Annotated in this window: 27 protein-coding genes and 1 pseudogene; 16 read left to right on the top strand and 12 right to left on the bottom strand. The window is 68.0% G+C overall.

Annotated features, from left to right (window positions below):
- Positions 1-65: 65 nt before the first annotated feature.
- Positions 66-1,028: an aldo/keto reductase gene (locus ABN028_RS21760; RefSeq protein WP_349330921.1), complete on the bottom strand. Its 963-nt coding sequence runs from the start codon at positions 1,026-1,028 to the stop codon at positions 66-68.
- 220 nt (positions 1,029-1,248) lie between these two features.
- Here ABN028_RS21760 and ABN028_RS21755 point away from each other — a divergent pair, with 220 nt between their 5' ends.
- Together ABN028_RS21755 and ABN028_RS21750 are read left to right on the top strand one after the other, a co-directional pair.
- On the top strand, positions 1,249-2,211 hold the full coding sequence (locus ABN028_RS21755; RefSeq protein WP_349697897.1) for a hypothetical protein: 963 nt from the start codon (positions 1,249-1,251) through the stop codon (positions 2,209-2,211).
- Positions 2,171-2,566 (top strand): DUF3140 domain-containing protein, encoded by a 396-nt coding sequence (locus tag ABN028_RS21750; protein WP_349697896.1) that lies wholly within the window; start codon positions 2,171-2,173, stop codon positions 2,564-2,566. Before ABN028_RS21755 ends, ABN028_RS21750 begins: the two co-directional genes overlap by 41 nt.
- Positions 2,567-2,577: 11 nt before the next feature.
- Here ABN028_RS21750 and ABN028_RS21745 read toward each other — a convergent pair whose 3' ends face one another.
- Together ABN028_RS21745 and ABN028_RS21740 are read right to left on the bottom strand one after the other, a co-directional pair.
- Complete coding sequence (locus ABN028_RS21745) at positions 2,578-3,063, bottom strand: hypothetical protein (protein ID WP_349697895.1); 486 nt, start codon at positions 3,061-3,063, stop codon at positions 2,578-2,580.
- A 91-nt stretch (positions 3,064-3,154) separates the two neighbouring features.
- Positions 3,155-4,087 (bottom strand): hypothetical protein, encoded by a 933-nt coding sequence (locus tag ABN028_RS21740; RefSeq protein WP_349697894.1) that lies wholly within the window; start codon positions 4,085-4,087, stop codon positions 3,155-3,157.
- A gap of 188 nt (positions 4,088-4,275) precedes the next feature.
- On the opposite strand from ABN028_RS21740, the gene ABN028_RS21735 reads away from it, so the two are divergent.
- Entirely contained in the window at positions 4,276-4,743 is a 468-nt protein-coding gene (locus ABN028_RS21735; RefSeq protein ID WP_349330926.1) for an HIT family protein, read from the top strand.
- A 24-nt stretch (positions 4,744-4,767) separates the two neighbouring features.
- Here the strand turns inward: ABN028_RS21735 and ABN028_RS21730 are convergent, their stop codons facing one another.
- Entirely contained in the window at positions 4,768-5,403 is a 636-nt protein-coding gene (locus ABN028_RS21730) for a LysE family translocator (RefSeq protein WP_349697893.1), read from the bottom strand.
- Between the two features lie 254 nt (positions 5,404-5,657).
- Between ABN028_RS21730 and ABN028_RS21725 the strand changes: the two genes are divergently transcribed.
- The 3 genes from ABN028_RS21725 (at position 5,658) to ABN028_RS21715 (ending at position 8,081) form a co-directional block, all read left to right on the top strand.
- The gene (locus tag ABN028_RS21725; RefSeq protein WP_349330928.1) at positions 5,658-6,284 is read left to right on the top strand and encodes a DUF2461 family protein; all 627 of its coding nucleotides are present in this window, start codon (positions 5,658-5,660) and stop codon (positions 6,282-6,284) included.
- A gap of 2 nt (positions 6,285-6,286) precedes the next feature.
- Positions 6,287-7,279, top strand: a complete 993-nt coding sequence (locus ABN028_RS21720; protein ID WP_349697892.1) for a transglutaminase domain-containing protein — start codon at positions 6,287-6,289, stop codon at positions 7,277-7,279.
- A 64-nt stretch (positions 7,280-7,343) separates the two neighbouring features.
- The gene (locus tag ABN028_RS21715) at positions 7,344-8,081 is read left to right on the top strand and encodes a nucleotidyltransferase domain-containing protein (RefSeq protein WP_349697891.1); all 738 of its coding nucleotides are present in this window, start codon (positions 7,344-7,346) and stop codon (positions 8,079-8,081) included.
- A gap of 19 nt (positions 8,082-8,100) precedes the next feature.
- Here the strand turns inward: ABN028_RS21715 and ABN028_RS21710 are convergent, their stop codons facing one another.
- From ABN028_RS21710 to ABN028_RS21700, 4 genes and pseudogenes are all read right to left on the bottom strand, one after another.
- Positions 8,101-8,667 carry a GNAT family N-acetyltransferase gene (locus tag ABN028_RS21710; RefSeq protein WP_349330931.1) on the bottom strand — a complete coding sequence of 189 codons (567 nt, stop codon included), beginning with the start codon at positions 8,665-8,667 and terminating at the stop codon, positions 8,101-8,103.
- Positions 8,668-8,772: 105 nt separating this feature from the next.
- Positions 8,773-9,654: a phosphotransferase gene (locus tag ABN028_RS21705; protein ID WP_349697890.1), complete on the bottom strand. Its 882-nt coding sequence runs from the start codon at positions 9,652-9,654 to the stop codon at positions 8,773-8,775.
- 334 nt (positions 9,655-9,988) lie between these two features.
- Positions 9,989-10,447: pseudogene (locus ABN028_RS35435) on the bottom strand (HAD family hydrolase); the annotation flags it as partial.
- Positions 10,448-10,562: 115 nt separating this feature from the next.
- Positions 10,563-11,513, bottom strand: a complete 951-nt coding sequence (locus ABN028_RS21700) for a phosphoribosylaminoimidazolesuccinocarboxamide synthase (RefSeq protein WP_349697889.1) — start codon at positions 11,511-11,513, stop codon at positions 10,563-10,565.
- Between the two features lie 270 nt (positions 11,514-11,783).
- Here ABN028_RS21700 and ABN028_RS21695 point away from each other — a divergent pair, with 270 nt between their 5' ends.
- Both ABN028_RS21695 and ABN028_RS21690 read left to right on the top strand, forming a co-directional pair.
- Positions 11,784-12,419, top strand: a complete 636-nt coding sequence (locus ABN028_RS21695; protein WP_349330935.1) for a hypothetical protein — start codon at positions 11,784-11,786, stop codon at positions 12,417-12,419.
- 64 nt (positions 12,420-12,483) lie between these two features.
- Complete coding sequence (locus tag ABN028_RS21690) at positions 12,484-13,113, top strand: chloramphenicol phosphotransferase CPT family protein (RefSeq protein ID WP_349697888.1); 630 nt, start codon at positions 12,484-12,486, stop codon at positions 13,111-13,113.
- 75 nt (positions 13,114-13,188) lie between these two features.
- On the opposite strand, the gene ABN028_RS21685 is transcribed toward ABN028_RS21690, so the two are convergent.
- Complete coding sequence (locus ABN028_RS21685; protein WP_349697887.1) at positions 13,189-14,307, bottom strand: 5-methyltetrahydropteroyltriglutamate--homocysteine S-methyltransferase; 1,119 nt, start codon at positions 14,305-14,307, stop codon at positions 13,189-13,191.
- 672 nt (positions 14,308-14,979) lie between these two features.
- Between ABN028_RS21685 and ABN028_RS21680 the strand changes: the two genes are divergently transcribed.
- The gene (locus ABN028_RS21680; RefSeq protein ID WP_349697886.1) at positions 14,980-15,795 is read left to right on the top strand and encodes an IclR family transcriptional regulator; all 816 of its coding nucleotides are present in this window, start codon (positions 14,980-14,982) and stop codon (positions 15,793-15,795) included.
- A 326-nt stretch (positions 15,796-16,121) separates the two neighbouring features.
- Here the strand turns inward: ABN028_RS21680 and ABN028_RS21675 are convergent, their stop codons facing one another.
- Positions 16,122-17,327: a DNA glycosylase AlkZ-like family protein gene (locus ABN028_RS21675; protein WP_349697885.1), complete on the bottom strand. Its 1,206-nt coding sequence runs from the start codon at positions 17,325-17,327 to the stop codon at positions 16,122-16,124.
- A gap of 310 nt (positions 17,328-17,637) precedes the next feature.
- On the opposite strand from ABN028_RS21675, the gene ABN028_RS21670 reads away from it, so the two are divergent.
- The 4 genes from ABN028_RS21670 to ABN028_RS21655 all read left to right on the top strand — a co-directional run bounded on the left by ABN028_RS21670 (position 17,638) and on the right by ABN028_RS21655 (position 20,880).
- Positions 17,638-18,030: a TOBE domain-containing protein gene (locus ABN028_RS21670; protein ID WP_349697884.1), complete on the top strand. Its 393-nt coding sequence runs from the start codon at positions 17,638-17,640 to the stop codon at positions 18,028-18,030.
- Positions 18,031-18,109: 79 nt separating this feature from the next.
- Entirely contained in the window at positions 18,110-18,937 is an 828-nt protein-coding gene (gene modA / locus ABN028_RS21665) for a molybdate ABC transporter substrate-binding protein (protein ID WP_349697883.1), read from the top strand.
- 6 nt (positions 18,938-18,943) lie between these two features.
- Positions 18,944-19,747, top strand: coding sequence for an ABC transporter permease (locus tag ABN028_RS21660; protein WP_349697882.1), 804 nt, complete (start codon positions 18,944-18,946; stop codon positions 19,745-19,747).
- Positions 19,744-20,880: an ABC transporter ATP-binding protein gene (locus ABN028_RS21655; RefSeq protein ID WP_349697881.1), complete on the top strand. Its 1,137-nt coding sequence runs from the start codon at positions 19,744-19,746 to the stop codon at positions 20,878-20,880. The genes ABN028_RS21660 and ABN028_RS21655 overlap by 4 nt, the downstream gene beginning before the upstream one ends.
- 55 nt (positions 20,881-20,935) lie before the next feature.
- On the opposite strand, the gene ABN028_RS21650 is transcribed toward ABN028_RS21655, so the two are convergent.
- Both ABN028_RS21650 and ABN028_RS21645 read right to left on the bottom strand, forming a co-directional pair.
- The gene (locus ABN028_RS21650; protein ID WP_349697880.1) at positions 20,936-21,619 is read right to left on the bottom strand and encodes a class I SAM-dependent methyltransferase; all 684 of its coding nucleotides are present in this window, start codon (positions 21,617-21,619) and stop codon (positions 20,936-20,938) included.
- A 192-nt stretch (positions 21,620-21,811) separates the two neighbouring features.
- Entirely contained in the window at positions 21,812-22,459 is a 648-nt protein-coding gene (locus tag ABN028_RS21645; RefSeq protein ID WP_349697879.1) for a PadR family transcriptional regulator, read from the bottom strand.
- Between the two features lie 29 nt (positions 22,460-22,488).
- Here ABN028_RS21645 and ABN028_RS21640 point away from each other — a divergent pair, with 29 nt between their 5' ends.
- The 3 genes from ABN028_RS21640 (at position 22,489) to ABN028_RS21630 (ending at position 26,047) form a co-directional block, all read left to right on the top strand.
- Positions 22,489-22,764, top strand: a complete 276-nt coding sequence (locus ABN028_RS21640) for a phosphotransferase-like protein (protein ID WP_349697878.1) — start codon at positions 22,489-22,491, stop codon at positions 22,762-22,764.
- Between the two features lie 443 nt (positions 22,765-23,207).
- Positions 23,208-24,944: a hypothetical protein gene (locus tag ABN028_RS21635; protein ID WP_349697877.1), complete on the top strand. Its 1,737-nt coding sequence runs from the start codon at positions 23,208-23,210 to the stop codon at positions 24,942-24,944.
- A complete protein-coding gene (locus ABN028_RS21630; RefSeq protein ID WP_349697876.1) occupies positions 24,944-26,047 on the top strand; it encodes a hypothetical protein in 1,104 nt (367 codons plus the stop codon). Before ABN028_RS21635 ends, ABN028_RS21630 begins: the two co-directional genes overlap by 1 nt.
- The last annotated feature ends 43 nt before the right edge of the window (positions 26,048-26,090 follow it).

Genomic DNA, 26,090 nt, shown 5'->3' with positions numbered 1-26,090 from the left:
CGCTGGCGTGGTCGGTTGGTCGCGCCGTTCTGCCGTACGACGCGACCAACCCCTTCGTACGGGTCCTACCAGGCGTAGTCCTCCGGCGCGGTCTTGTGACCGGGGAAGATCTCGTCCAGGCGACCCAGTGCCTTGTCGTCCAGCTTGATCTCGAGTGCGCGCTCCGCGGCGTCGAGTTGGTCCATGGTGCGGGGCCCGATGATCGGCGCCGTGACCGCGGGCTGCGCGAGGATCCAGGCGAGTGCGACGTCGCCGGGCTGGTGACCGAGCTCGGCGGCGAGGCTCTCGAACTGCTCGAGCTGCGGCCGGTGGCGTTCGATCGCCTCGGCCTGCTGCCGGCGCTTTCCTTCGACCTTGCCGAGGACGCCCCCGAGCAGTCCGCCGGCGAGCGGCGACCACGGAATGATGCCGAGGCCGTAGTGCTCCGCGGCGGGGATGACCTCGAGCTCGATGGCACGGGTGAGGAGGCTGTACTTCGACTGCTCGCTGACCAGGCCGAGGTAGTTGCGCTTCTCCGCCGCGGCCTGCGCCTGGGCGATGTGCCAGCCGGCGAAGTTGCTGCTGCCGACGTAGAGGACCTTGCCCTGGGTGACGGCGACCTCGAGGGCCTGCCAGATCTCGTCCCACGGCGTGTACCGGTCGATGTGGTGGAACTGGTACAGGTCTACGTAGTCGGTCTGCAGCCGCTTGAGGCTCGCGTCGAGGTTCCGGCGGATGCTCAGGGCGGAGAGGCGCCCGGAGTTCGGCCAGTTGTTGGCCATGTCGCCGTAGACCTTGGTGGCGAGGACGGTCTTCTCCCGCCGCCCGCCGCCCTGGGCGAACCACCGGCCGATGATCTCCTCGGTGCGGCCACGATGACCCTCGCCCCCGTAGCCGTTGGCGGTGTCGTAGAAGTTGATGCCCTTGTCGTGGCCCGCGTCCATGATCGCGTGCGCGTCGGCTTCGGAGGTGTGCGGTCCGAAGTTCATGGTGCCGAGGCAGAGGCGGCTGACCTTGAGGCCGGTGCGACCGAGTTGAGTGAAGTCCATGGTGCCCATCTTGCGCGCCTTCCCGGTGAGACGTCCAACAGAAGAATCCGCTCGGTTTCAGCAGTCCCACTGCTCAGTCACCCGACGGATGGTCACAAGCCACCACGTCCGGGTCATAACCTCCCAATCGCCGCTGAACGCCCAGCAGCGTGGCCGCACGTGGACGTGCCGGCAGGGAAGCGCACCGGCACGCCGGGCTCGCCGTGAGATTCTGGCGGGCATGACTGTCCGCGACATGTTGGCGGGCGTGCTTGTGCTGGTGGGGAGCCTGGCTGTTCTCGCCGCCGTCCCCGTGATCTGGGCGGGCCAGGAGCTGCGCACCGAGGGGTACGCCGAGACCGCCGGACCGCTGATCAAGGATCCTGAGATCCAGGCGGCCATCGCGACCCGGGTGACCGACGACATCCGACGACAGGCCGACCTGCCGAAGATCGTCGACGGCACCGTCGATGCCCTTGCCGGCCTGGGGATTCCGCGCTCTCTGGTCCGCCGGCACCTGGGCAGCGTCCTCGATCCGACCGAGGCGGCACTTGCGGCGCTCATCGAGAAGGACGTCCGCGAGACGCTCGACAGTCCGGTCGCGACGCAGGTCTGGACGACCGCGCTGAGGGACGCCCGGGACGCCATCGCCACCGGCTCACCGCGCAACACCCCGATCATCGTCGAGCTGACTCCGCTGGTGGAGGAGGCGAAGCGGCGACTGGTCGACGACGGGTTCGACGCCGTCCGGGACGTACGCTCGCCGTCTCTTCGGTTCGTGGTCGTCGAGTCCGCGCCTCTCGCCGAGGCTCAGAGGTGGTACGACGTGGTGGCGATTCTCGGGGTGATCCTTCCCGTGATCGGGGCCGGAAGTTTCCTGGTGGCGCTTGCCGCGTCGCCAAGCCGGCGTACGCTCCTGGCGGTCTTGGCCGGGACCACGGTCGCGATGGCCGTCCTCGTCCTCGGAATCGCCATGGCCCGCGAGCCGACCCTGACCTCGCTCGCCCCCGACCAGCGGGTGCTCGGCGAGGCGGCCTACGACGCTTTCGCGGCGTCGCTGCGCGCTCTTGTCTGGTGGGTGTTCGGGATCGCTCTCGGCCTCGCGTTCATCGTCCGGTCCCTGCCCGACCGCCGAGACAGCAGGAGCGGCGTGCGGCCGGCTGGTGGACGAGTCGCATCCACGACCGCGTTTAGCCGCCGCTGATAGCGGAAGACCTGACATGGTGAAGTCCTCGTCTGTCGATGCCATCTGGAACGACTGGAAGGCAGCCGTCAACATGACGGCAAAGGAACTCGAGCGGTGGCTCGCCACCGAGAAGTCCCAGTCGGTCGGCCAGCGCCGCGACGGCGGCGAATCGACGGGCCACGAGTCCGGCCGAAAAATCGTCACGCTGCTGGGCAAGAACAAGAACGAACTGACTGATGAGGACGTCGACCACATGCGCAAAGTCGTCGGCTACGTGAAGCGTCATCTCGCGCAGCGTCCGGCCAAGGACGTGACGGAGAGCCGGTGGCGGTACTCGTTGATGAACTGGGGCCACGACCCGCTGAAGCACTGACCAGGAGGGCCCTACAGCCGCGTTCTCGCCACGCGCCAGAGAGCCTGCACGCTTGCGTACCATCCGAGGACGTACGCTCCTCGAAGCTCGGGTGGTTGCCGCCGAAGATCGTTGGACTGGAAGGCCTCGGGCAGTTCGTCCTCCCAGCCTTCCAGGTCTTCCGGGTCGAAGTCCGCGACGCGAACCTGGTCGAGTTCGGACCAACTCTCCTCGAACGCCCGCAGGTCCTGGAGCGTTGCCGTTTCCTGCGCCCAGGTTTCGCCGTCTCTGCGTCCGCGCTGGTACCAGCGATCCTTCCAGCCCTGTTGTGCCTGCAGCCGCTCGACGAGCCGCGCGACCTTCGCCTCGTCCACGTCCGGGGCCAGCGTCTGGCCTTCGATCATGCCCAGCTCCTTTTCCAGCGCGATGGCGCACACCTTTGACGCGTTCACCCGATCGCGAAGGCGCTCCAGGCGCTCGTTCAGTTCGTCGGGAATGCTGATGTTGCGTCGAGCCATGACCCCTCATCCACTCGCGAGCGACCCCCAGGCTAACTGTAGTGTGTATGATGCGCAACTGGCCACCTGATACACACTCACCAGGCGTGAGCTACGGGGCTGCTCGCGGCTCATCGGCCGGGACCGCATGGTCTGGCGCGGTGATGCGGCGATCGGCGGCGCGCAGTGCCTCGTGGTCGGCGGGCGTTCGTTCGACCTCGGCCGTGCAGCCGAGCCGATCGCACTCACAGGCGAACGGCAACAGCAGCGGGTCCGGTGGACCGGTTGGTCCGATGTCGGCGAGCCATGCCCTGACATTGGTGATCATGGAGTCGTTCTCCGACCGTCGGAGAGCCCGACGCTGCCGCCCAGTTCGCGCCCGCGGAGCGTTCGCGAGCGGGTGTGCCAGGAGGTCCGCCGCATGGTCGATCATGGTCGGCAGGTCTCGTGCGCCGTCGACCTCCACGACGCGTAGGCCGTGGGCGGTCGCCTCCGAACGGACCCGAGCGTCGAGAAGATCGTTGCGGGCCAGCAGCTTCTCCTGGACGCGCTCGGCGTCGGACGTGGAGCGCGAGGCATTCCAGCGCGATGCCAGCGCGGCGCGCCGAAACTCCGGGGTCGGCAGAAGCCAGAGCCCCCAACCCGGGTCCGGCAAATATGGTGCAACGAGCTCGGGGAACAACTGTGGCCCTTCGACGATCACCGCAATGTCGGTCGGCATGGCGCGCAGGTCCTCGAGGATCAGCGGAAAGCCATGCACAGAGCCCTCCGCGAACCTGTCCACGAGATTCTCTACGCTTGGTGTGAGCCAGCGTTGGTCATGGGTCTCCGCCGCGGCATCGGCATGGAGCTTGCCTTTGGCGATGAGGCGGTCGCGGTGTGCGTACCCCCATGCGTCGATGCGATACCACGCCAGGTCAAAGCGGTAGGCGAGGGCCCGGGAGACGGTCGACTTGCCTGCACCGCTGCCACCGCCGATCCAGATCACGGGCGGAAGGTCGCGGAATTCCGGTGCTGGCCTATCCGTCGTCTGCTGGAACACCATGCCGGCAACTGTGGCTCCTCCTCCGGAAAATGTGAAGTCTTGTTATCCGCGGGTCGTTCATGGTGTATTTGAGGAGAGGGACCACCGCGCTCGTAGTGGTCGGCGAATTCCGTCGCTCATCCGGCGGCCCCGGTGGGCTAGCTCTCGCAGGGGTCCGGTGAAACCCCGGACCGATATGGTCCCCGATCATGCGTCGCCATGAACCGAACGACTACGTCTGCCCGTTCTGCCGGCTGCTGTGTGGCGAGGACACCGACATCAGTACGCCCGGCGGGATCGTGCATCAGGATGAGCACGTCGGCGTGATTGTCAATCCAGCAAGCTGGAACGGCCGGCCGGGCCATCTCATGGTCGTCCCCGCACGGCACGTCGAGAACCTCTACGTGCTCCCGGACGACCTTGGCGCACACCTGCTACCGGCCGCGCGGCGAGCCGCGTCCGCGTTGCTGACGGTCGACCGATGCGACGGCATTGCCGTACGCCAACACAATGAACCCGCGGGCGGTCAGGACGTGTGGCACCTGCACATCCACGTGATCTCCTGCTGGGATGGCGAGGAGTTCGGCGCGGCCGGGGCGACGAGGCGCACCGCGAGCCTGGTTGAGCAACACGAGCGGGCCGCCGCGCTCCGGCCTGCTTACGCCGCTGCGACGTAGCGACGCAGACCGCTCATGCGTACGTCATCTGGTGTCGACGGCGAGCCGAATGCCCAACGCAACAAGGACTCCACCGGTCACGCGTTCCATCCACTGGTGGACGCGCGGCCGGAGCAGGATCCGCATCCGGTGTACGGCGTAGATGAGTGTCGAATACCAGAACATGTCCAGCGTCACGATGACGAGCGCCATTGCCAACGCGGCGGGAAGGACTGCGGTCCCTGGCTCCAGGAACTGTGGGAAGAGCGCCACGAAGAACACCGCCAGCTTTGGATTGCACACGCTCGTGACGAGACCGATCCGACCGCCCGCCAAGGCCGCCCGTATCCGGCCCACCGGCTGGCGGGTACGCGGGTCGACACCGATCGGCTCGCCCTCCCGCCTGCGGGCGAGCAGCGACCGGAGGCCCAGGACGACGAGGACAACGGCTCCGGTGATCCGCAGCACGTCGTATGCGATCTGTGAGGCGAGGATCAGGGCTGAGACGCCGACGGCCGACAGTCCACCCCACAGAAGGACACCAATGCTGTTGCCGGCCACAGTGCCCTGCGCCGCTGCCCGACCGTCCTTCGCGGCCGTACGCACGATGGCCGCAGTGGCGGGTCCCGGCGTGACGGTGAGGAGGATCGCGACGAGCAGGAACTCAGGAATCGACCGCATCGGGGCAGGCTACCCGCGGCCGCTCACTCGCCGCACCGCGATAACGGCCGTCGGCAACCGCGCGCGTTACCGACCGACTCAGGCCCTTGTGCGCGGGTTGCCGCCCATCCCGCTTGCTCGAGAATGATCCGCGCGACCTCGGAAACCTCGCGCGCGACCGGATGCAGGTTCTGACTGATTGATACGAGGTGAGCAGGTCACGGGCCTCGGAGCCTGACAGCGCCTGTCGGTGGTGGGCACCACAATGGCGCGGCATGGGTAGACGATTCACGGGATGGCCCGAGGAGGCCTTCGACGTCCTGCTCCGGCTCGAAGGTGACCCGGCGGTGGTCGTCCGCGAGAGGCATCGCAAGGACCGCGACCGCCTGGTGCGGGAGCCGATGATCGCGTTGCTCCAGGACCTCGCCGACATCGAGCCGGTGTACGACGACTTCTCGGTCTGGGGTTACGGTTCGCATCCTTGGCCCTGGCAGCACCAAAGTGGCGTGATCCGGCTGGAGGGGCGCATGGAGTTGGGCATGCGCTTCGACCTCGACGGCCTGGGGATCCACGGCGGCTGGGTGATGGCGAGGCCAGGTCAGGCCGAGCTGTTTCGCGCCGCGGTCGCCGACGACGCCAGTGGCAAGGAGCTCACCGACATCGTGGAAGTCCTTCGGGAGCAGGGATTCGAGGTGTCCGGCGATGTCATGAAACGGACCCCGCGCGGCTATCCCGCCGATCATCCGCGAGCCGGGTTGCTGCGACATCGCACGCTGGTTGCGGCGCGCGAGCTGGGCTGCGACGAGTGGCTGCACACTCCTGAGGTGCTCGAGCGGGTCCGGGAGGTCTACGACGGGATGCGCCCGCTGACGGCCTGGCTCGCCACCCACGTCGGCAGGTAACGGTGGGTGAGCGCTGGCGGGAACTCTTCCAGTTGACCGGTGGCGTGCCCCCGCCGCCGGTGGAGTTGCTGGAGTGGCCAGATCCCGAGCCCGTCCTGGCCGTGACGCTTTACCGACTTCCGCCCGAGCGCGAACGTCTGCTGTCCCCGCTGCTCCCTGCGCCGGGCGCGACCGGGTGGGAGACGGCACGCGCGCTGACGGAGTGGGTGAGCGGGCGGTGGCAGCACGCCAACGACCACGTGGAGCGGTACGACGCCGTCGAGATCCTCGCACGCGTCGACGCGGGGGCGCGGTTCGCCTGCGACGAATACTCCGTCGTGCTGTGCCATGCACTCAACGCGTACCGGATTCCGGCCCGCTGGTTGGGGCTTTTCCGCCGCAATCACCACGCCGGCGTGGCGGCGGCGCATTCAGTGGCGGAAGCGTGGATCGACGAACCGTGCCGGTGGGTCGTTCTCGACGGTCAGAACGGCGCCCACTGGGTCGACGACGCGGGCGAACCCCTTGGCGTGATCGAGTTGCAGGAGGCATTCCATCGCGGCGGCGCGCGACCACGGTTCCTCAACGCGGCGGGGTCGGTTGACGACGCCGACTTCTGGTGGCAGTACTTCGCCAGTGCGCAGACGACCGGGCTGACGTCACCGCCGTCGTCCGATCTGTCCTGGGCAAGCGACTCGTACTCCCCGATCTTCCAACAGCACTTCCTGCTGGGCACCGAGCGACTGCTCAGGAGTGCGCGGCCCGCCTACCCCGACCTGTCGTCGGTCTGGATCGGTGTCGCCGGATCTGCGGAGCGGCCGGCGCTGACGTTCGGGACCGATCACCCTTACCCACGGGGGTTCGCGGTGGCCGACGGCCGCGGTCTTGCCGACCTGCCGGCTCGGGAGCCGATGTGGCCACTCGACATGAGTCCCGGCGACCATGTAGCTGAGGTCAGCCTGCTCAGCCCGTACGCCCGGATGCCGGCTGGTCCCGTGCGCTACCGGGTCGGATGACGCCCCTTCGCTCGCAGGGTCAATTGGTTTGCGCCGAGTCACGAAAGCTTGCCACGCTGGCGAGATGAGCCACGATGGCCGAGACGGCCGAGGTGATCCGATCGTCGACGCGCGGGATGTTGTCGTCGAGACCTTTCCCCATGCGCGTTGGGCGCTCCTGTCCGGCAGTGTCATCACGACGCCCCGCACGGCCGGTTCCGACCTCGACATCGTGGTGTTGCTGCCCGATGGCGACCCGGAGGCACCGCACCGTGCCTCTCGGCACTTTCGTGGCTGGCCGGTCGAGTTGTTCGTCCACGACGAGGAGACGCTTGCCCACTACCTGACCAAGGAACTGCCAGATCGGCGCCCGGCCCTGAACCGGATGGTCGCCACCGGTGTGCACCTGGTCGGCGATCGCACACATTCCGGTGAGATCCAGACTCTGTGTACGAACGTCCTCGCGGGCGGTCCGGCTCCGTTGACCGATACCGAACGCAACCGAATCCGTTACCAGCTCACCGATCTGCTCGATGATCTGACCCACGCCACCGATCCGGCGGAACGAACGGTGGTCGCCGCCGCGGCCTGGGCCGCTGCTGGCGAACGGGTCCTCGCCCTCAACGGGCGCTGGACCGGTACCGGGAAGTGGCTGCTGCGCGAGCTCATTGCCTACGATCCCGAGCTTGCCGAACGCTGGCTCGCGGCTCACGCCGACCCCACCGCGATCGCCCGCTTCCTCACCGGTGTACTCGACCGGTCCGGCGGGCCGCTGTTCGCGGGTTACAAGGAGCCGGGCGAACGCCCCTCGCTGCGGCCCTGAAACGGTGGGGTGCCTCGCCTTATCGAGGGATGTCGCGGAGGTGGTGCCGGAACGACACCTGGTGACCGTTGTCACGCGTACCGCCATCGGGCGTCCAGCCGGCCGAAAGGTAGAAGCGCTGCCCGCGGTCATAGTCGGCGAGAGTCCACAGGATCGCCTCGCGGTAGCCGTCGTCGCGAAGTGCGTCGAGGGCGGTACGCATGAGCACGGTGCCGACGCCGCTGCGCCAAAGGGCCGGATCGACCGCGATGGTGTCGACCTCGCCGAGGTCGGGGTCCACCGGGTCGCGGCTGGGCCCGATGCCGACGAAGCCGGCGACCACACCGGACCGAGCGGCGACCCACCATCGGGGTGCACGCGGGGTCGTCGCGATGCACGGTCCTGTCTGGGCTCGGACCGACGTGGCGGCAGGCTGCGGATCCACGGAAGCCGCCGTGGTGAGGGTCGCGGTCCAGCGGTCGATCCGGTCGTCGTCGAGCGCCTGAGGCGGCATCAGGTCACCGAATCCTGCGTTCCACGAGTCGACGTAGATCTGCGCCACGCGCGCGGCGTCGGCGCCCGTCGCGGTTCGGATCGCGATGTTCACAGCGGACAAGTCTGCCCGAGGCAGGAGTCTCGGGGCACCTCTGCGGAGAGGGGTTCCCTCGCCGTCGCCGCGTTGCGCAACCACCACCTCCGCCAAACCCGACGGTCACAGGAGGCGGCTCTCACCCAACCGGAGGTGGAGATCGATGACACTTCGGATGCCGGAGCGGATCACCCAGTGGAGCTTGTACAGAGTCCAGTACGCCCAGTACATGCGTAGCAGCTGCGGGGTCATCGTGGTCTCGAGGGCCTCATCCACCCGGTCGATGGCCTTTCGTTCAACACCGTTGTATCCGCCATCCGGAGCCGCCGCGGCCCAGGTGAGGTCGAAGCGGAGCCCGACGAGTGCGAAGTGGCGGTCCCCACGTGCCACGCCGAAGTTCCAGTCGACGACGCCGGTGACCTGGCCGGAGTCGTCGAAAAGGACGTTCGGAACCGTGAAATCGGTGTGGACGAGATCATCGCCGGCCATCTCGTGCCGCTCGGCGTTGCCGACTTCGCGGATCAACCGGAGCAACCGTCGGCTGCGGTCACTGTAGCCCGCCAGTGTCTCGTGCCGGGGGAACACCGGACCACTCTTCCGCAGGTACAGGGGCGGGATCACGACGTCGGGCCGATCGGCCAACAGGCGGGCGAAGCGTTCGTTGATCGCCAGCATCGCCTCGATCGCATGGACGTCCGTACGCCTCGGCGGTGACCCAGGCAGGCGTTCCTGCACAACTGCCGCGGTGCCGTCCGCGAGTTCCAGAACGAGGTCGTGACGGGGAACCGGCAGACCCGCGGCGCGGACCGTGGCGAGGACCTCGGCGGTCTGCCGCGCCTGCCGCGGCGGAATGGGCGCGTGGGTGACCACGCCGTCGCGGCCGTCTGGCCAGCGTACGAAGGCCGCGCCTCCGCTCTCGCCCTGTGCCGCGACCTCGACGAAGGACAGGCCACTGCCCGTCCGGTGGTTGATCTCCGCGATCCACTCTCGTGGGCCGTCGCCCATGTACCCGCCTCCAGCTTCGTCGTGTCCTGTCACGTCGCGCGACCCGCCGGTCCGCTCGATCAGCCGATCGCTGACCGGCTGGCCAAACCTCGGCAGAACCTGGCTCAGCGGGTCGGGCAGTCGAGGCCGATGTGTGGGCGGACGCGTGGACGGAGTCGACCCTGCCAGAGCGCTCCTGACACCTGGTGTCAGGAGTGCGTGGCGTTCGAAGGAACGACAGTCGGACACGTGGGGACCATGAGGCACGCTCCGAGCGTGCCGGAGCCGCGCTTAACCCGGCGGGGCGAGCCGTGATGATGGAAGCAGCCTCGACGAGGTCTTTTGCCCGGCGTTGTGCTTGGGGGTGTTCGCTTCGGACGAGGATCGCCGGGATGCCGGCGTGCTCGGCGCCGACGACATCCGCCTGAAAGTTGTCACCGACCATCCACCGCGTGCGGGGATGGCCGGCGGCGCGGAGAGCGCACCGGTATGCCTCAGGGTGCGGCTTCTCGTAGCCGATTGCCGCTGAGCACACGACAACCTCGACGACCTGGTTCAGTCCGAGCAGACCGAGGTTGGTCTCGAGCTGCGGGACGTTGTTCGAGAACACGGCATGCCGCCAGCCGTCGTCCCGCAGCTGTTGGAGAACGGGAATGGTGTCCTCGAAGAGACCCCACCGCGAGCCATCGGCGTAGAACCTGCCCGCCGAGTGCGCCAGCTCGGCGGCCGTCTCGACGTATCCAACACCTTTGAACGCCTCGGCAAATACCGCTTCCAACTCGGCCCACCACTCGGCGGCCGACACCCGGCCCATGCGGGCCGTAGCCTAGCGTTCCGTCGAAGTCCCAGAAGATGACGCCAGCGCAGGTCACAACCGCCATCCCGAGTTGTCGCGCAGCAGCCACAGGCAGCGCACGGAAGGCGGGTCCCTAATCGGCGAGGACAGAGTTCACGCGGTCGACGGCAGTGTCAGGCGTTGGTTCGAACGGCCGCTGAGTGATCTCCTCGGCAAGAGCGATGTACCTGGCAGCTGTTGCCACCCGCACATCGTCTGGAAGCGCCGGTGGCGTGCCATCGCCATCGAACCCACGCTCCACGAACCACTCTCTCAGGGGCTCTTTGTCGAGCGAGCGTTGGTCCTTGCCGTCCTCGAACAAGGACTCGTACGTGTCGGCATACCAGTAGCGCGAGCTGTCCGGCGTGTGCACCTCGTCGATGAGGAAGACGTCCCCGCCGAGGACACCGAATTCGTACTTGGTGTCAACGAGGATGAGCCCCCGTTGGGAGGCCACATCGGTTCCCCGAGCGAACAGGGCGAAGCTGAGATCGGCAATGCGGTCGAACAGGGAGGCAGTGATCAGTCCCTCGCCGATGGCATCCGCCCGACTGATATTGCGGTCGTGCTCGTCGAGCTTGGTCGCGGGCGTAAGGATCGGCTGTTGCAGCCGTTCGTTCCTGCGCAACCCCTCCGGCAAGCGATTGCCGGCAACCTCGCGCTGACCGGAGTCGTAGTTGAACCACAACGACGTCCTCGTCACTCCGGTGATGTACGCCCGGACGACGAACTCGAGCGTGACGAGCTCGCACTCACGAACGCGGATGACATTGGGATCAGACACCTCGAGCAGGTGGTTCGGAACGATGTCCGCCGTGGCGTCGAACCAGAAGTTTGCGATCGCGTTCAGTGTCTGGCCCTTGAAGGGGATGGTGCCCAAGATCCGGTCGAACGCGGACTGCCGATCGGTCGTGACGATCGTGCGAACTCCGCCGCTGACGTAGCTGTCGCGAACCTTGCCCGCATGGGCGACACCCAGGTGTGTGAAGGACGTCCGCTCAAGTGTCCCAGACAGCTCCTTGGCCATCCGCTCGTCAGATACCACTCTCTCCCCTTGTGGGCCGCGCTCGGTCGGAGCGTAGTTACGCGCTACTCCGGACGCCTGAACATAACAGAGCCGCCGAGTCCGGTGGCTTCTACCGTCGTTGGTGCTCGACCCGGCCCGCCTCGACCAGCTGTTCGGCCCGGTGGAACCCCGGGCAGCTTCCCCCTACCTCTTCAATCAATCATCGTCGACGGCCGAATACAAGACTTGAATTCTGCCGACGTACGGACGGAACATCGACGTGCCTGTTTCCCGAGAATGGAGGACCATGTGCGGGTCACCGCCGATGATCTGGACGCCGTGATCACCTGCGTGGACGACAGTCTTCGCCCGGCAGTGGACAGGAACTGGACGGTTCGTGCGGGGACGCTGGACTGGACGTGCTGGTCGACCGCTGAGCACCTCGGTCAGTGTCTCGCGCACTACGCGTCCCAGTTGGCGATCCGGGCTCGTACGCGATACGTGCGGTGGGCCGCCGGGGCGATGAACGACGCGCCTCCTGATGGCGTCCTTGACTTCGTGACGGCGACCGGGCGGATTCTCGCAATGGTGGTTCGCGCCTCGCCGCCGCAGGTACGCACCTACCATCCGTACGGAATGGCGGATCCGGCAGCATCCGCAGGCGGGGGATGCGTGGAAGCGCTCGTTCATGCACACGACATCGCCACCGGGCTCGGCGTGGACTTCGCACCACCTCCTGATGTGTGCGGACGTGTCGTCGCCCGGATGTTTCCCCATCACGAATCGAGGCTGGCCCAGGCCGACGTGGACCCATGGACGGCGCTGCGGTGGTTGACGGGGCGGGTTGATGCACCCGGTCTGCCCGAACTCAGCGTCTGGAGGTGGCGATCCACTCCACTGAACGAGCCGTGGATCATCGCACCGCCTGCGCCTCGCGCCTTCTGACCTCGCGTGTGCGTACGCGGCGTTCTTGCCTCGTGTGACAAAGGCCAACGGCACAAGGAGATACATGTCCAGAGGAGACGCGCCCGGCACCATTGTCATCCTGAACGGAACCCCACGCTCGGGTAAGAGCAGCATTGCTGCGGCGATCCAGGAGCGGTTCGCGGGCGTGTGGATGAACCTCGGAGTCGACACGTTCAAGCGAATGACCCCAGCGCGCTTCCAGCCCGGATTAGGGCAGCGGCCGGGTGGCGAACGACCCGATCTCGAGTCACTCGTGGTGACGCTGTATCGCGGCATGTACGAAGCAATTGCCACGCACAGCCGGCTGGGCGTCAACGTGGTGGTCGATGCGGCGCACCACGACGCGTACTCCGTCCCGCGCGGCATTCTCCGCACGAGTGCGCAACAGTTGAAGGGTCTGCCTGCGTTGTTCGTCGGCGTACGGTGTCCGATCGAGGTGGTCCTGGAACGCCGGCGCGCCACGTGGGGTGGCGTCGGCTACGCGCAGGGCACCGTCCGCGACCCGGTGAAGCTGTGGGAACAGGCAGTGCACGAACCCGGGGTGTACGACCTCGAGGTCGACACGTCGGTACTCAGCCCCGAGGGATCAGCCGACCAGATTCGCCAGCGCCTGGACAACGGCCCACCGCCGTCGGCGCTCGATCGCCTCAGGGCGCAGGCGAGCTCCATGTGAGAGCAGGGAACACGTCCATGACCATGAAGGGAAAGTCGCGTATACGCCGCAAGACTTTCATGATCACGATCATGATCACCCCCAGACCTCGCGGGCGGTCTCGACGGTGAGCCGCAGCTTCGCGACCTCCTCGTCATAGGTCAGCACGTTGCCTTCCACCGTCGAAGAGAACCCACACTGCGGCGACAGGCACAACTGGTCGAGCGGCACGTAACGGGCGGCCTCGTCGATCCGACGCTTGAGCGTGTCCTTGTCCTCCAGCGCGCCCTTCTTGGTGGTGACGAGGCCGAGCACGACCTGCTTGCCGGGCGGTACGAACCGTAGCGGCGCGAAGCCGCCCGAGCGGTCGTCGTCGTACTCCAGGAAGAATCCGTCGACGTCCAGTTCGGAGAACAACGCCTCGGCGACGAAGTCGTACCCACCCTCGGCCGCCCACGACGAGCGGAAGTTGCCGCGGCACATGTGCGTGGTCACCCGCAGGCCGTCGGGCCGGTTGGCCAGCGCGGCGTTGATGGTGCGGATGTACTGCTCGTGCTGGTGCTCGGCGTCCCCGCCCATGCTGGCGATCAGTTCCCGCTGCTTCGGGTCGTTCAGGTAGGCCAGGCTGGTGTCGTCGAGTTGGAGGTACGTACATCCGAGGTCGGCGACGCGCCGCACCTGCTCGGCGTACGCGCTCGTCAGGTCCGCCCAGAAACCGTCGAGCTCCGGATAGACGCATCGGTCGATGGCGGCCCGCCCGCCGCGATAGTGGACCATGCTGGGCGACGGGATCGTCAGCTTCGGCGTCTGGGCGGAGCTGGCGTTGTCGCGCAGGAAAGTGAACGCGTCGGCGAAGATCGTGTCGGCCAGCGTGATCCGGTCGTGGACCTTCAGCGCTGCGGACTCGAAGTCCAGCTCGCCCTGCTCGTTGCGGAAGTGCACCATGAGCTTCTCGTCGGTGGGGTCGATCCCGCCGAGCTGGTAGATGAAGTCCATGTGCCACGACGTACGCCGGAACTCCCCGTCGGTCACGGTCTGCAGGCCGACTTCTTCCTGCATGCGTACGACATCGCGGATCGCGGTGTCCTCGGCGGCGCGCAGGGTGTCGCCGTCGATCTCGCCGGCCTTGTGCCGTCGGCGCGCATCGAGGAGCGCGGCGGGCCGCAGCAGGCTGCCCACGTGGTCGGCGCGGAAGGGCGGCGAGATACGAGTCATCGTGGTGACCTCCGGGCTCGAACGTACAGACGGGCGCCGCGCCGGTCGGCGCGACGAGCGACCCCGATCAACTGGCCCGATCAACTGGCCCGATCAACTGGGCCGATCAGCTGGGCCGATCAGCTGGGCCGATCAGCTGGCCCGATCAGCTGGGCCGGCCGACTTGCCCCGCCGACTGACCTGGCCGACCGACCTGGCCGACCGACCTGACCGTCCTGGTCGACTGCCTGACAGGTGACGCGGCAGGCTGGGACCACGAACGCCGCGCGGACTGACGCGGCCGCCAGCTTAGGACGGGCTCGCGCCGCCGACAGTGGCCCTTCCGTCTGACGGAAGCCGGCCTGGCGCCTTCGCGTCCGACAACGACGGCGGCGAACGCGCGGAGGCGACGGGCGCGCAACTGACCCGGCTCGCCAATCGCCCGGGGGCCTGGCTGTCCATCTCCGCCTGCCGCGGCGTGCGGGCCGCCCCGGGTCCTGGAAGTCTGAGCGAATGATCGCCAAGCCCACAGTGGAACCTGCACAGCCTGCGGGTGGATCCGCCACGCCTGCGGGTGGATCCGCCACGCCTGCGGGTGGATCCGCCACGCCTGCGGGTGGATCGGCCATGGCTGCTGGCGGAGCAGGTGTGCCGTCGGAGAGACCAGCCGCGAGGATTGGTGGCCAGGGAGGCGTGCCGGCCCGCCGGCACGCCGCACCTACGGCGGCCGGCAAGGTGCTCGGTGTGATCGGAGCATTCACCACGGACGCCGACGCGCTCACCCTTTCCGCGATCGCGCGCAAGGCCGGGCTGGCCCTGAGCACGGCCCACCGGGTCGTCGCCGAGGCGGTCGCCTGGGGCGCGCTCGAACGAGGGAGCGACGGCCGGTACCGGATCGGCCTCCGGCTCTACGAGGTCGGCGCCCTGGCACCCCGCGGCGTTGCGTTGCGCGACGCCGCGATGCCGTTCATGGAAGACCTGTACGAAGTCACTCACGAGGTGGTTCAGCTGGCGGTCCGCGAGGGCACGGAGCTGGTCTTCATCGAACGGCTCGCCGGCCGTACCTCTGTAGGCGTCCACACCCGGGTGGGCATGCGGTTTCCCTTGCCGGCCAGCGGTGCGGGACTCGTGCTGTTGGCGTTCGCGCCGAACGACGTGCAGGAGACCGTCCTCGCCGGCCCGTTCGAGCGGTTCACGGACAAGACCCTCACCGATCCGGTACGCCTGCGCGCGATCCTGGCAGAGGCCCGCCGCCAGGAGATCGCCGTCAGCGACGGACAGGTGACCCTCGACAGCCTGTCCGTCGGCGCTCCAGTACGTGACGCGTCCGGGACGGTGGTCGCCGCCGTGTCCGTGGTGGTACACGCCGGCTCGGTGGATCCGGCGTTCCTCGCGCCGTTGGTCCGAACGGCCGCGCGCGGCATCTCCCGCTCTCTCGCCGGGCCCTCGGCTCTGCGCGAGGCGACCGCGTACCAGACCTCGTCACGGGCGCGCCGCGAGTCCAGCTGACCTCAGCCCGCCGTCCGCGCTGATCGGACCCGCCTGGCCCGCGTGTCGAGCCGCCGCGCCAGACCTCGCCCCACCGGCCCGACGGCGAATGACCACGCTGAGCAGGCCTGTGGAACCCAGCAAGGTGTCGAGACATGTGCGGCACTCCACAGGCCTGCTCAGCGTGGTCATTTGGGCTCTCCTGACACATGTGTCAGGGGAGCCTCATTTGCCGGCGAGGACGTGGCGCCGTCGCCGCGGTACGACGCTCGGCCAGCTCGGGCCGCACCCGCAGGACCAGCTGTGCTGGGCGGCCGAGCAGGGTTTCGCCGCACGCGTACGACTGCTCACCTCCGGCGGGTGGTGGCGGCGTCGATGGTGGAGCACCAGGCGCGGAACCGCTCGAACTCGGTCGCCTCGTCCGTGTCGAGGTCCCTCCAGGGGGTCAGCGTGACGGTGCCCGCGCCGACGGTCCACTTCCACTGGGCGCACACCTCTCCGGCGGAGACCAGCGAGCCGGTCATGTGGCCTACGGGTCCGACCAGTCGCTTCTTGGCGGAGACAAGCGGCGACTCCGACCCCTTGCGGCAGAAGTACACGTTGTCGTACTCGGGCAGGACGTAACACCGCCGCGGTTCCTCGTCGATGTGCTGGGTGGCGTCGTACCAGGTCCCCCGCGCAGGACCCGTACTCTCGGCTGGGCGCCCGACCGATGGCGTCCCGACCGACGTCAGGACTGGTGCCAGCCGGGAGACCCCTGACCAGTAGCTGGCATCCGCGTTCGATGCGGGACCGAACGCCCGGAGGAAGCTTCGCACCAAGTCGGGCAGGCCCTGCGGCGCGGGAAGCAGTTCACCGGACTGTCCCGGGGTTTCTGGTTCATGATCAAGAGGCGAAAAACGGGCATTTGCGGGCCTCACTTCCCCGTTTTCTGCCTCTTGATCATGAACGGCGGCGCCGGACGTGGTCGACCCACTCGCCCGGGCCGGCGACTCCGGGCGCGAGCCGGCTACGTCGTCGAACGCCTGCTCCGCGAGGATGTAGCGGCTCCGCGCGGGTCGCCAGGACACGTCGTCAGCGACCTGCACGACCGGAAGCAGCATGCGTACGGCGAAGCCCAACTGCCGCGGCTCGGACAGGGGAAACTCCTGGCCCAGCTCCGCGCTGATCTCGGCGCGTGTGAGGCCGTCGTGCTCCCGGAGAAGCCGCGCGCCACGTCGGAGCAGCTTGTCGTGGTCGACGGTGCGCCACAGGCCAGGACAGAACCCGTTGACCGTACGTTCGAGCATCGGTTGCAGGCTGAGCCGCCAGGTGACGTACTGCCGGCGGGTCACCATGTGCACGGTGCCACGCATGAGGTTGGCCTTCACCAGCAGGTAGCTCCTGAGCGCGCGGTCGAGGTCGTCCTGGTCGAAGCTGGCCAGCCTCGTCCACAGACCGGCCGACGGCGCCCGCGGTGTCTGGGCGTTGAGGCCGGCGACGGCCTCCACCACCTCGACTGGCGTGCCGGTGAACGTCTGCCCCAGGAGCTGCCTGCGCAAGTACGCCGCCATCGCTTGACCTCCGACGCTCGCGAAGGCCTGACGTTACCGAGGCCGGCCCTCGGCCTGCGCACCACGGCGTCGGGGTCACGAGTCGGGGTCACGAGTCGGGGTCAGGAGGTCGGGGTCAGGAGGTCGGGTCAGGACGTGGGGTCACGAGGTCGGGTCAGGAGGTGGGGTCACGAGGTCGGGGTCGAAGGTGCCGGCGAGGTTCCGGACCACAGCGCGCTGCCGCAAGTGCGATGCTCGCAGAGGTCTACGGCAGAGTTTGCCATGGATATCGGCTGTACGGGCCCGCAGATGCGGCGCTAGGATCGCCCGCGTGACAGCGTTCCGGATCAGCGAGGCAGCCGAGCTGCTGGGCGTCAGCGCCGACACCGTACGCCGGTGGGTCGACGCTGGTCGGCTCGCCGCGGTTCGCGACGGGTACGGGCACCGGGTGATCGAAGGTGTCGACCTCGCCGGCTTCGCACGATCCCAGGCCGGCGAGCAGGAGGAACGCTCGGAGCACTCCTCCGCCCGCAACCGGCTTCGCGGCATCGTCACCGCCGTGGCCAAGGACACGGTGATGGCGCAGGTCGACATCCAGGCAGGGCCGTTCCGGATGGTGTCGCTGATGAGTCGCGAAGCGGTCGACGAGCTGGATCTCCAGGTCGGCTCGATCGCTGTCGCGGTGATCAAGTCGACGACGGTCGTAGTGGAGAAGCCCCGATGACGGCCGGGCGCCGACGGGCGGCCGGCGGGGTGCCGACCGGTGACTTCGCCGCCGGGGGCAGCAGACGGAGGTCCCGCCCGTGAGATCCGGTGGGATACGTACGACGGTGGTCGGGCTCGCGGCGGTGACCGCGCTGGCATTGGTGGGGCTGCCCGGGTGTGGCGGGGATCGACCCGACGCCGCCAGCACGACCAGTCCGGAACCCGAGAGCGGAGCCTCGACGCTCACCGGCACGGTCACGGTGTTCGCGGCGGCGTCGCTGACGGAGGCGTTCACGACGATCGGCAAGGACTTCGAGGCTGCCCATCCCGGGGTGACGGTGACGTTCAACTTCGCCGGCAGTTCGGCGCTGGCGACGCAGATCAACCAGGGCGCGCCGGCCGACGTGTTCGCCTCGGCCGCGCCGGCCTCGATGGAGGCGGTCGCCGACGCGGGCAACGGCACCGGCGAGCCGGCCGTGTTCGTCAGGAACCAGCTCGTCATCGCTGTTCCCCAGGGCAACCCGGGCGGCATCAAGCGGCTTGCCGACCTGGCGAAACCCGCCGTGAAGGTCGCGCTGTGCGCCGAGCAGGTGCCGTGTGGCGCCGCCGCCTTGACGGCGCTCGACGCCGGCGAGGTCGACCTCACTCCGGTGACCCTCGAGCAGGACGTCAAGGGCGCACTGTCCAAGCTGACCCTCGGCGAGGTCGACGCCGCGCTGGTCTACCGCACGGACGTGAACGCGGCCGCGGGCGAGGTGGACGGAGTCGCCTTCGAGGAGGCTGCAAGCGCGATCAACGACTACCCGATCGTCGTACTGAAGGACGCACCCAACGCCGTCGCGGCCATGGCGTTCGTCTCGTACGTACGTTCCGGCGAGGGTGCGGCCGTGCTCGGCGAGGCCGGCTTCCAGTCGCCGGACGAGTAGCCGCCCATGACCACCGGAGCACCTCGGCGGGCCGCCCGGGTTCCTCTCGCCCTGCTGGTCCCGGCCGGGCTGGGCCTGCTCTTCCTGGTGCTGCCGTTGGTCGGTCTCGTCGTGCGTACGCCCTGGACCACGCTCCCGCAGCGGCTCGCCGGGCCAGGAGTCCTCACCGCGCTCCGGCTGTCCCTGCAGTCCGCCACCCTGGCGACTCTGCTCTGCCTCGTACTCGGCGTACCCCTCGCGTGGCTGCTCGCCCGCGCGCCGTTTCCCGGCCGGCGGCTGGTGCGGGCCCTGGTCACGGTGCCGCTCGTCCTTCCGCCGGTGGTGGGCGGGGTGGCGCTGCTGCTCGTGTTCGGCCGTCAGGGCCTGGTCGGCACGTGGCTCGACGCCGCGTTCGGTCTCACGCTGCCGTTCACCATGGCGGGTGTGGTGCTCGCGGAGGCGTTCGTCGCGATGCCGTTCCTCGTCATCGCCGTGGAGGGCGCATTGCGCGGCGCGGACGCCCGCTACGAGGAAGCGGCGGCGACGCTCGGAGCCGGGCGGTGGACCACGTTCACGCACGTGACGTTGCCGCTCGTCGCTCCCGGCGTCGCCGCCGGTGCGGTGCTGTGCTGGGCGCGAGCGCTCGGTGAGTTCGGCGCGACGATCACGTTCGCCGGCAACTTCCCAGGCCGTACGCAGACCATGCCGCTCGCGGTCTATCTCGCACTGGAGACCGACCTGGAGGCGGCGATCGTCCTCAGCCTGGTGCTGCTTCTCGTGTCCGTCGCGATCCTCGTCAGCCTCCGTGACCGCTGGATGACCACCCCATGACCGGCACGGATCGCGACCGTACGTACGAACGACGGCAGGGGCGCGGGCAGCCAGCGACCGGGGAGCCGTTGCTGGACGCTCATGTCGTGGTGGAGCGGGAGACGTTCCGGCTCGACCTGGAGCTGCGGATCGACGCCGGCGAGGTCGTCGCGCTGCTCGGGCCCAATGGCGCCGGCAAGACGACCGCCCTTCGCGCGCTCGCCGGTCTGCACCCGCTGACGGCCGGGCACGTCACCCTCGGCGGGCACGACCTCGACCGGCCAGCCGGCCGCGTGTGGACGCCGCCGGAGCTCCGCTCGATCGGCGTCGTCTTCCAGGACTACCTGCTGTTTCCGCACCTGAGCGCCCTTGACAACATCGCGTTCGGACCTCGCCGGCACGGGGTAGAGCGGCGGCAGGCCCGCGCGCAGGCTGCGGGTTGGCTCGACCGGATCGGTCTTTCGGAGTACGCACGGCGCAAGCCGCGGCAGCTCTCCGGCGGACAGGCGCAGCGAGTGGCGCTGGCGAGGGCGCTCGCGGTCGACCCGAGCCTGTTGTTGCTCGACGAGCCGCTCGCGGCCCTCGACGCCCGGACCCGGCTCGACACGCGTGCGGACCTGCACCGCCACCTCCGCGCGCACAACGGCGCCACCCTGCTCGTCACCCACGACCCGCTCGACGCATTGGTCCTCGCGGACCGGCTGGTCATCCTCGAGGACGGCCGGGTCGTGCAGGTCGGTGACGCCGCCACGGTGACCGCCCAGCCGCGGACGGACTATGTGGCCCGCCTCGTCGGCCTCAACCTCTACCGCGGCCGTGCCGAAGGGCTGACCGTCGTCGTCGGCTCGGACCTTGCGCTCGCGGTGGCGGACCGCGTCGACGGCGATGCGTTCGTCGCCTTCCCGCCGTCCGCCGTCGCGTTGCACCGGTCCCGCCCGGACGGCAGCCCGCGCAACACCTGGCCGGCCACCGTCACCGGTGTCCAGCGGCACGGGGACAACCTGCGGATCGGGCTGGACGGGCCGATCGTCGTGGCCGCCGATGTCACGCCGGCCGGTGCGGCCGCCCTCGATCTCGTAATCGGCCAGCGGGTCTGGGCCGCCGTCAAGGCCGCCGAGACCCGCGCCTATCCCGCCACTCCCGACACGGTGTGACGAGCCCGCCGGACTCGCCGAACTCGCCGGACCCGCCGCCGGATGGGCCGGCGCCTCACTGCTTCCGTAGCCGGATCGCCATCCCGATCCCTTCCGTCGTGACGGTGCACTCCTTGAAGGCGGACTGCTCCGCGAGGCGGTGGAACTGGTCCGGTGCGTACGCCCGTCTCCGCAGCATCCCCAACGTCCGCCTGACCATGAAGGCGTTCACTCGGCTGAGCCGCATCCTCGCGACCTCCTGGTCGATCTCGGCCGCCGAGGCGTTGCTGCGCAGGTCCTGGATCACGGCTGTCCCTCCACCGCGCAGCACCCGGTGCATCTCGTCGAGCGCGTCGATGGGGCGGGCGAAGTTCTTGAACGCCGCCTGACAGACCACCAGGTCGAACGACTCCGCCGCGAACGGCATGTCCGCGACATCGCCATGGCGGAAGTCGACGGTCACACCCTCCTGCCGAGCGCGGTCGCTCGCGAGGTCCACGAACGTGTGACTGACGTCCAGGCCGGTCACGCGGAGATGGCCCGTTCGGGCCAGTTCGATCGAGTGAAACCCAGGGCCCGGCGCCACCTCGAGCACGGCGGTGCCGTCGGGGAACTCGCCGGCGAGCTTGGCGGCACCCGTGCGGTAAGACTCCAGCTGGTCACCCGAACTGCGTTGCCGGGCGTACCACCGGGCCGTCATTCCCTCCATCTCCGGCACCAGCTTGAACCGCTTCTGCCGGACGTTCGTCGTGTCGTTCATGGTCTGCTCCTTCGGGTGTCGTGACGATGCGTGTCGTACGAACCGTTCAGGGAGCGAAGGCCCAGCTACTGTTGCGGTTGCCACCTTGTGGCCGGGTTCCGTTCCGCGGGTCCGGTTCGAGGTCGAGGACCCCGGCGTGGTGTTCCCGCACCCGCCGGGGTCCGTTCTGTCGTGGATCCGTTCTCTTGTGGGTCAGTCGTTGGTGCTGCCCCTCTCGGCGAGTGCTTCGAACTCGGGCGGCATCCGGCCGGTCTCGTGCCAGTCCCGCCATTCCGCGAGGCCGGGCAGCGATCCGGTCGTGAACTCGTCCAGCAGCGACCGGATCCAGCTGGCTTCCGCCTCGCGAATCGCCAGGTCGTACTCCGACTCGACGAGGAACAGCCGTGGAACCTCGCGACCCGCTTCGGCCAGGGCGTCGCGTTGGGCGGCGATCTGCTGCTCCAGCCTGGTGAGCCGGTCGCGGAGCAGCTGGGTCGCCTCGTCCGGGTGCAGAACGCCGATCACGGAGAGGCCGGCCTCGAACCTCGGCTGCTCGCGTTCGGGGACGGCGACCAGCTCGCGAACCCAGTCCTCGAGCTCTTCGCGTCCTGCATCGGTGATCCGGTAGAGGGTGCGCTCGGGGCGTCCGCCCCGGCGCTGGCTCCCGGTCGCCTCGAGCAGGCCGTGCTTCTCGAGATTCTGGACGACGGTGTAGAGGGAGCCCCACTTGATCTTCATGTCCTGGTCCTTGCCGCGGGCGCGAAGGACCGAGGCCATTTCGTACGGGTGCATCGGCCTGGACATCACCACCGAGAGGACGGCGAGGGCGAGCAGGTTTCCGACCTTGCGTCGCTTGGCCACGGTGCTCGCCCCTCCTCGACGGGATCCTCGTGCGCGATTACTCGTCCGCGAGCATACGGCTGCGAGTAGAGGCTGGCAACCCCTCACTCTGGCTGGTCGCGGTGCGTTGCGCTGTGGGGATGCTCAACGAGCTTGAGGTGCGACGCCCCGAGGCTCGCCCCGCCGGTTGGGCAGCCACGCAGGCGGTCGACATCCATGACGGGCTGAGGTTCGCTGCCGAGGTCGACACGTCCACGCGGTCGCCGGACGCCTGCGCTGACGACGTGATCGCCCAGCTCGACCTCGACGTTGCTCGCCCGTCCTGAGGCTCGGGGAAAGCCGCCACCGGCTCGTTTCGACTGAGGTCGAAAGATCTTGGCACACCACAGCCTGCCCGTGATCATGGTTGCCGTTGTCCGCGTCCAGCGAGCGTGCGACACCGGATCTCACGGGGGTGACGTTCGTGTCCGATCGGGAGACTGTCCGAAGGCGTCCGAGCTTCGAATATGCGAGAACCAGGCCAGCTGGGCGTACTCGCGTCGGTGTTCCGGACGGGAGAACCCCAACACGTTGTCGTAGCCGTACGGCAGCGCGGGTGCTGGTGGCCCTCCTGTGCCTGTGCACCTGCCTACTTGTGGCACCACCGTCGCAGGCTCGAGGCGCCGCGGACGAGGTTCCAGCACCCACCGGGCCACCCCCGCCGGGAGTCGATCCAAAACACTGGGAACGGCTGAAAGCAGTATGGGGTAAGAACAAAGCGATCGATCAGGTGTACCAGCAGCGCTATTACCTCACCCACCCCGAACGCTTCGGCGACCTGGTACTTCACCATGCCATCCCACAAAAGTACTGGAAACCAACGAACCCGTGCCACGGTGTCCTACCGCCGGGCCTTCTTCATTCGCTGGACAACTTGCGCGGCGTCATCAAGGGCGGCGCGAGAGGCGCGCCGCGAAGAAACTGGGTCATCAACAACAGATTCCATCTGTCCCTGATCGAGATGATGTGGAACGCATTCGATGCGGAGTTCATCGTCGGGGGCAGGTGTCGCGCCACGCCGGAAGACTTCTACCGTCAGCGAAACCTCATTGATCAGGCCTGGAGCTGGTTCTTCATCGAGACCTCCTACAAGCTTCCTCCCGAAGAGCGCGAGGTGCGGTTCCAGTCACTGAAGACGATTGGCGAGGGTGCATTCGGACAACCTCACCAGGTTCCCGGCGAGAGAGCGACAGCAGTAGCGGCCAATCACGCAAAGGCGTTCTTTGACAGCGCCAAGGCCGGTGGAATCGACTTCTCGACACTCGAGCTCCGTTACCTCGCTTTAGATCAGAAGAGCGGTGACGTCGGTATCGACTACGCCTTCCGGGTGAGCCCGGGTCGCGGCAGCGCGGGTCTTGCGGACGGGCTCGAGAACGCGGCGGAGGCGTCGGACGCCTTCTTCGTGTGGTTGGCGTTGCCGCGCACGGCGTTCTGGGTGAACCTCAAGCCGAACGAGCCGGACAAGATCATGGACGCCCAGCTCGCACGCACGAAGGTCGGTCAGGTGATGCTCGAGGCTGACCTCACTCTCAAGCAGCAGGCATCCTGGGCTCTCCATCCGAAGCGGAAGCTCGGTGCGCGGTTCTGGCGCGAGGCCGGTCGAGACTGCGTCCCGGGAACGCGCTTGTGGATCACGCCGGACATCGCGCAGGTCTACGAGAAGGGCAACGAGCTCTACATCCTGGAGGCACCTCTCGACGTGAAGGTCGAACAGTGGAACTACCAGCCCACCGCAGGTGATCCACAGATCCCTGGAGGCGGCACGTCGTGTCCAGGCATGTCGGAGGCGGAAAAGAAGACAGTGTTCGACGTCTACGGGCAAGTGGTTCTGCCGCACCTGAAGAAGGAGGTGAACACTGCTCCGGAGTTCGCGGCTCTCCGTCGGATCTACCTGAGCCGGATCGCGGCCGAGTGGTATCGCGAACGTGCCGCAGATGGCGACACGTCATTTGCAGGGTTGGTGGAGAGTGGCAACATCGACCGCTGGGCCGATGCGGGTCGGTGGCGTCCAGAGCAGACGTTCAAGCGCTACGTCAAGTCGTTTACCAAGGGCGAGTTCCGCGCCACCGAGTCATGGACCGAGGGCAACGTCGAGAAGACGTGGACGATCCAGGCGGGCGGCGTCGACTTCGCACTGGTGCCGACCAAGTCCGTCGGGAGCCGAGCATTCGAGGATCGTTGGCCCGGGCTGGATGCACTGGCCAGGCAGGGAGTCGCGGGCAGTGCGGTGGACAAGAGCACCGGGAACCGGTGGCTGGGTGGCCACTCCGCGGTCGATCGGGCCGCGTTGGCGCGCGAGTTTCCGCTCGACGACGAGCCCGCGGCCCGCCCTGAGAACCAGACACTCAGCGACAGAGCAAGATCCGCAGCGCCATACCTGGTTGCGGTTCTGGTACTGGCCAGCCTGAGCCTCGTGGCACTGGCAGTCCTTCACGCCCGTCGTTCGCGACAGGGGGGTACGCACTGATGACCGAGGAACTGCCGCCAGAGCCCCGGGAGCCGCGACGGCGTGCCACGACGTGGCTGGTCATCGCCGCTGTGATGTTGCTCGTGGCAGGAGTCGGGATCGGACTGTGGGCGCTCTACGGCGGCGGCAACGGGCCTGACTACGCCGCGGACTGCCGGATGATCGAGAACGAGGCCCCCGAGTTTGGTCAGGACATGATGGCTCTGCAGCAGATGGGCGCCGACAAGGTGGCGCGGCGGGAGTGGCTCACCAGGCAGGCGAAGCACCTGCGTGAGCTGGCCGACAAGCTGACGGATCGCGAGTTTGCCCGTGACATCTACGCAGGTGTGGACGCTGTCGAGGCGATGCAGGAGGACCTCGAGAACGGCGACATGGCCTCTCTCAACAAGGGTATGCAGTCGCTGAAGACGCTGTTCGAGAGCGCGGTGACGTTCCTCGACACCCACTGCGAGCGGTGGCTCGGGCCTGGCCAGTGGGGTACTCCAGGCACCAAGCCCACGGGGCCGACGGACTTTCCGACGGCAGATCTGCCGACGGATTTCCCAACGGACCTGCCGAGCGACCTCCCGACGGATTTCCCAACGGACCTGCGGAGCGTGCCGCCGCTGCCGTCTCTCTCGCCGACGGAGGACCGTGCGGGCGTCCCGTTGCCCAACCCCTCCTCACCTCGGGTAGGTCAACCCTTCACCGCAGTCGTGGCCAAGAACGAGCGCGTATGGATTCCTGTTCGGGTCACGCTGCTGGCCGTCGACGTACGTCGGTCCGGATTGTCCGCAGAATTCGACGGCATGACGGTGACACTGCTGCGGTACAAGGCGACCCATATCGGTGACCGCACAGTCACGTTCCCCGAGGACCCACTCCAGTTCAGCTTCTCGGTCAACGCCGGTGTCGTACCTGCGGGCCCGATGCGGTTCGCACACAATGCACCGAACGCACCGGCACACTGCACGGCGAACGTCGAACCATTCGCATGGGCACCGGGAAGGACAGTGAAGGGTTGCACAGTCGCCATGCTTGACGACTCCCTCACACCTGACGAGGTCAGCTTCTCCAGTGGGCTTCCTGACCGGTGGGATTTCGTCGATTTTCAGTACCCCTGACCGGTGAGGGCAACGCGTCGCCGAATCCCCCGAATGGTCGCGA

It is taken from the genome of Actinopolymorpha sp. B17G11, from assembly GCF_040196095.1.
Classification (GTDB): Bacteria; Actinomycetota; Actinomycetes; order Propionibacteriales; family Actinopolymorphaceae; genus Thermasporomyces.
This window is presented reverse-complemented; position numbering and strand designations above follow the sequence as displayed.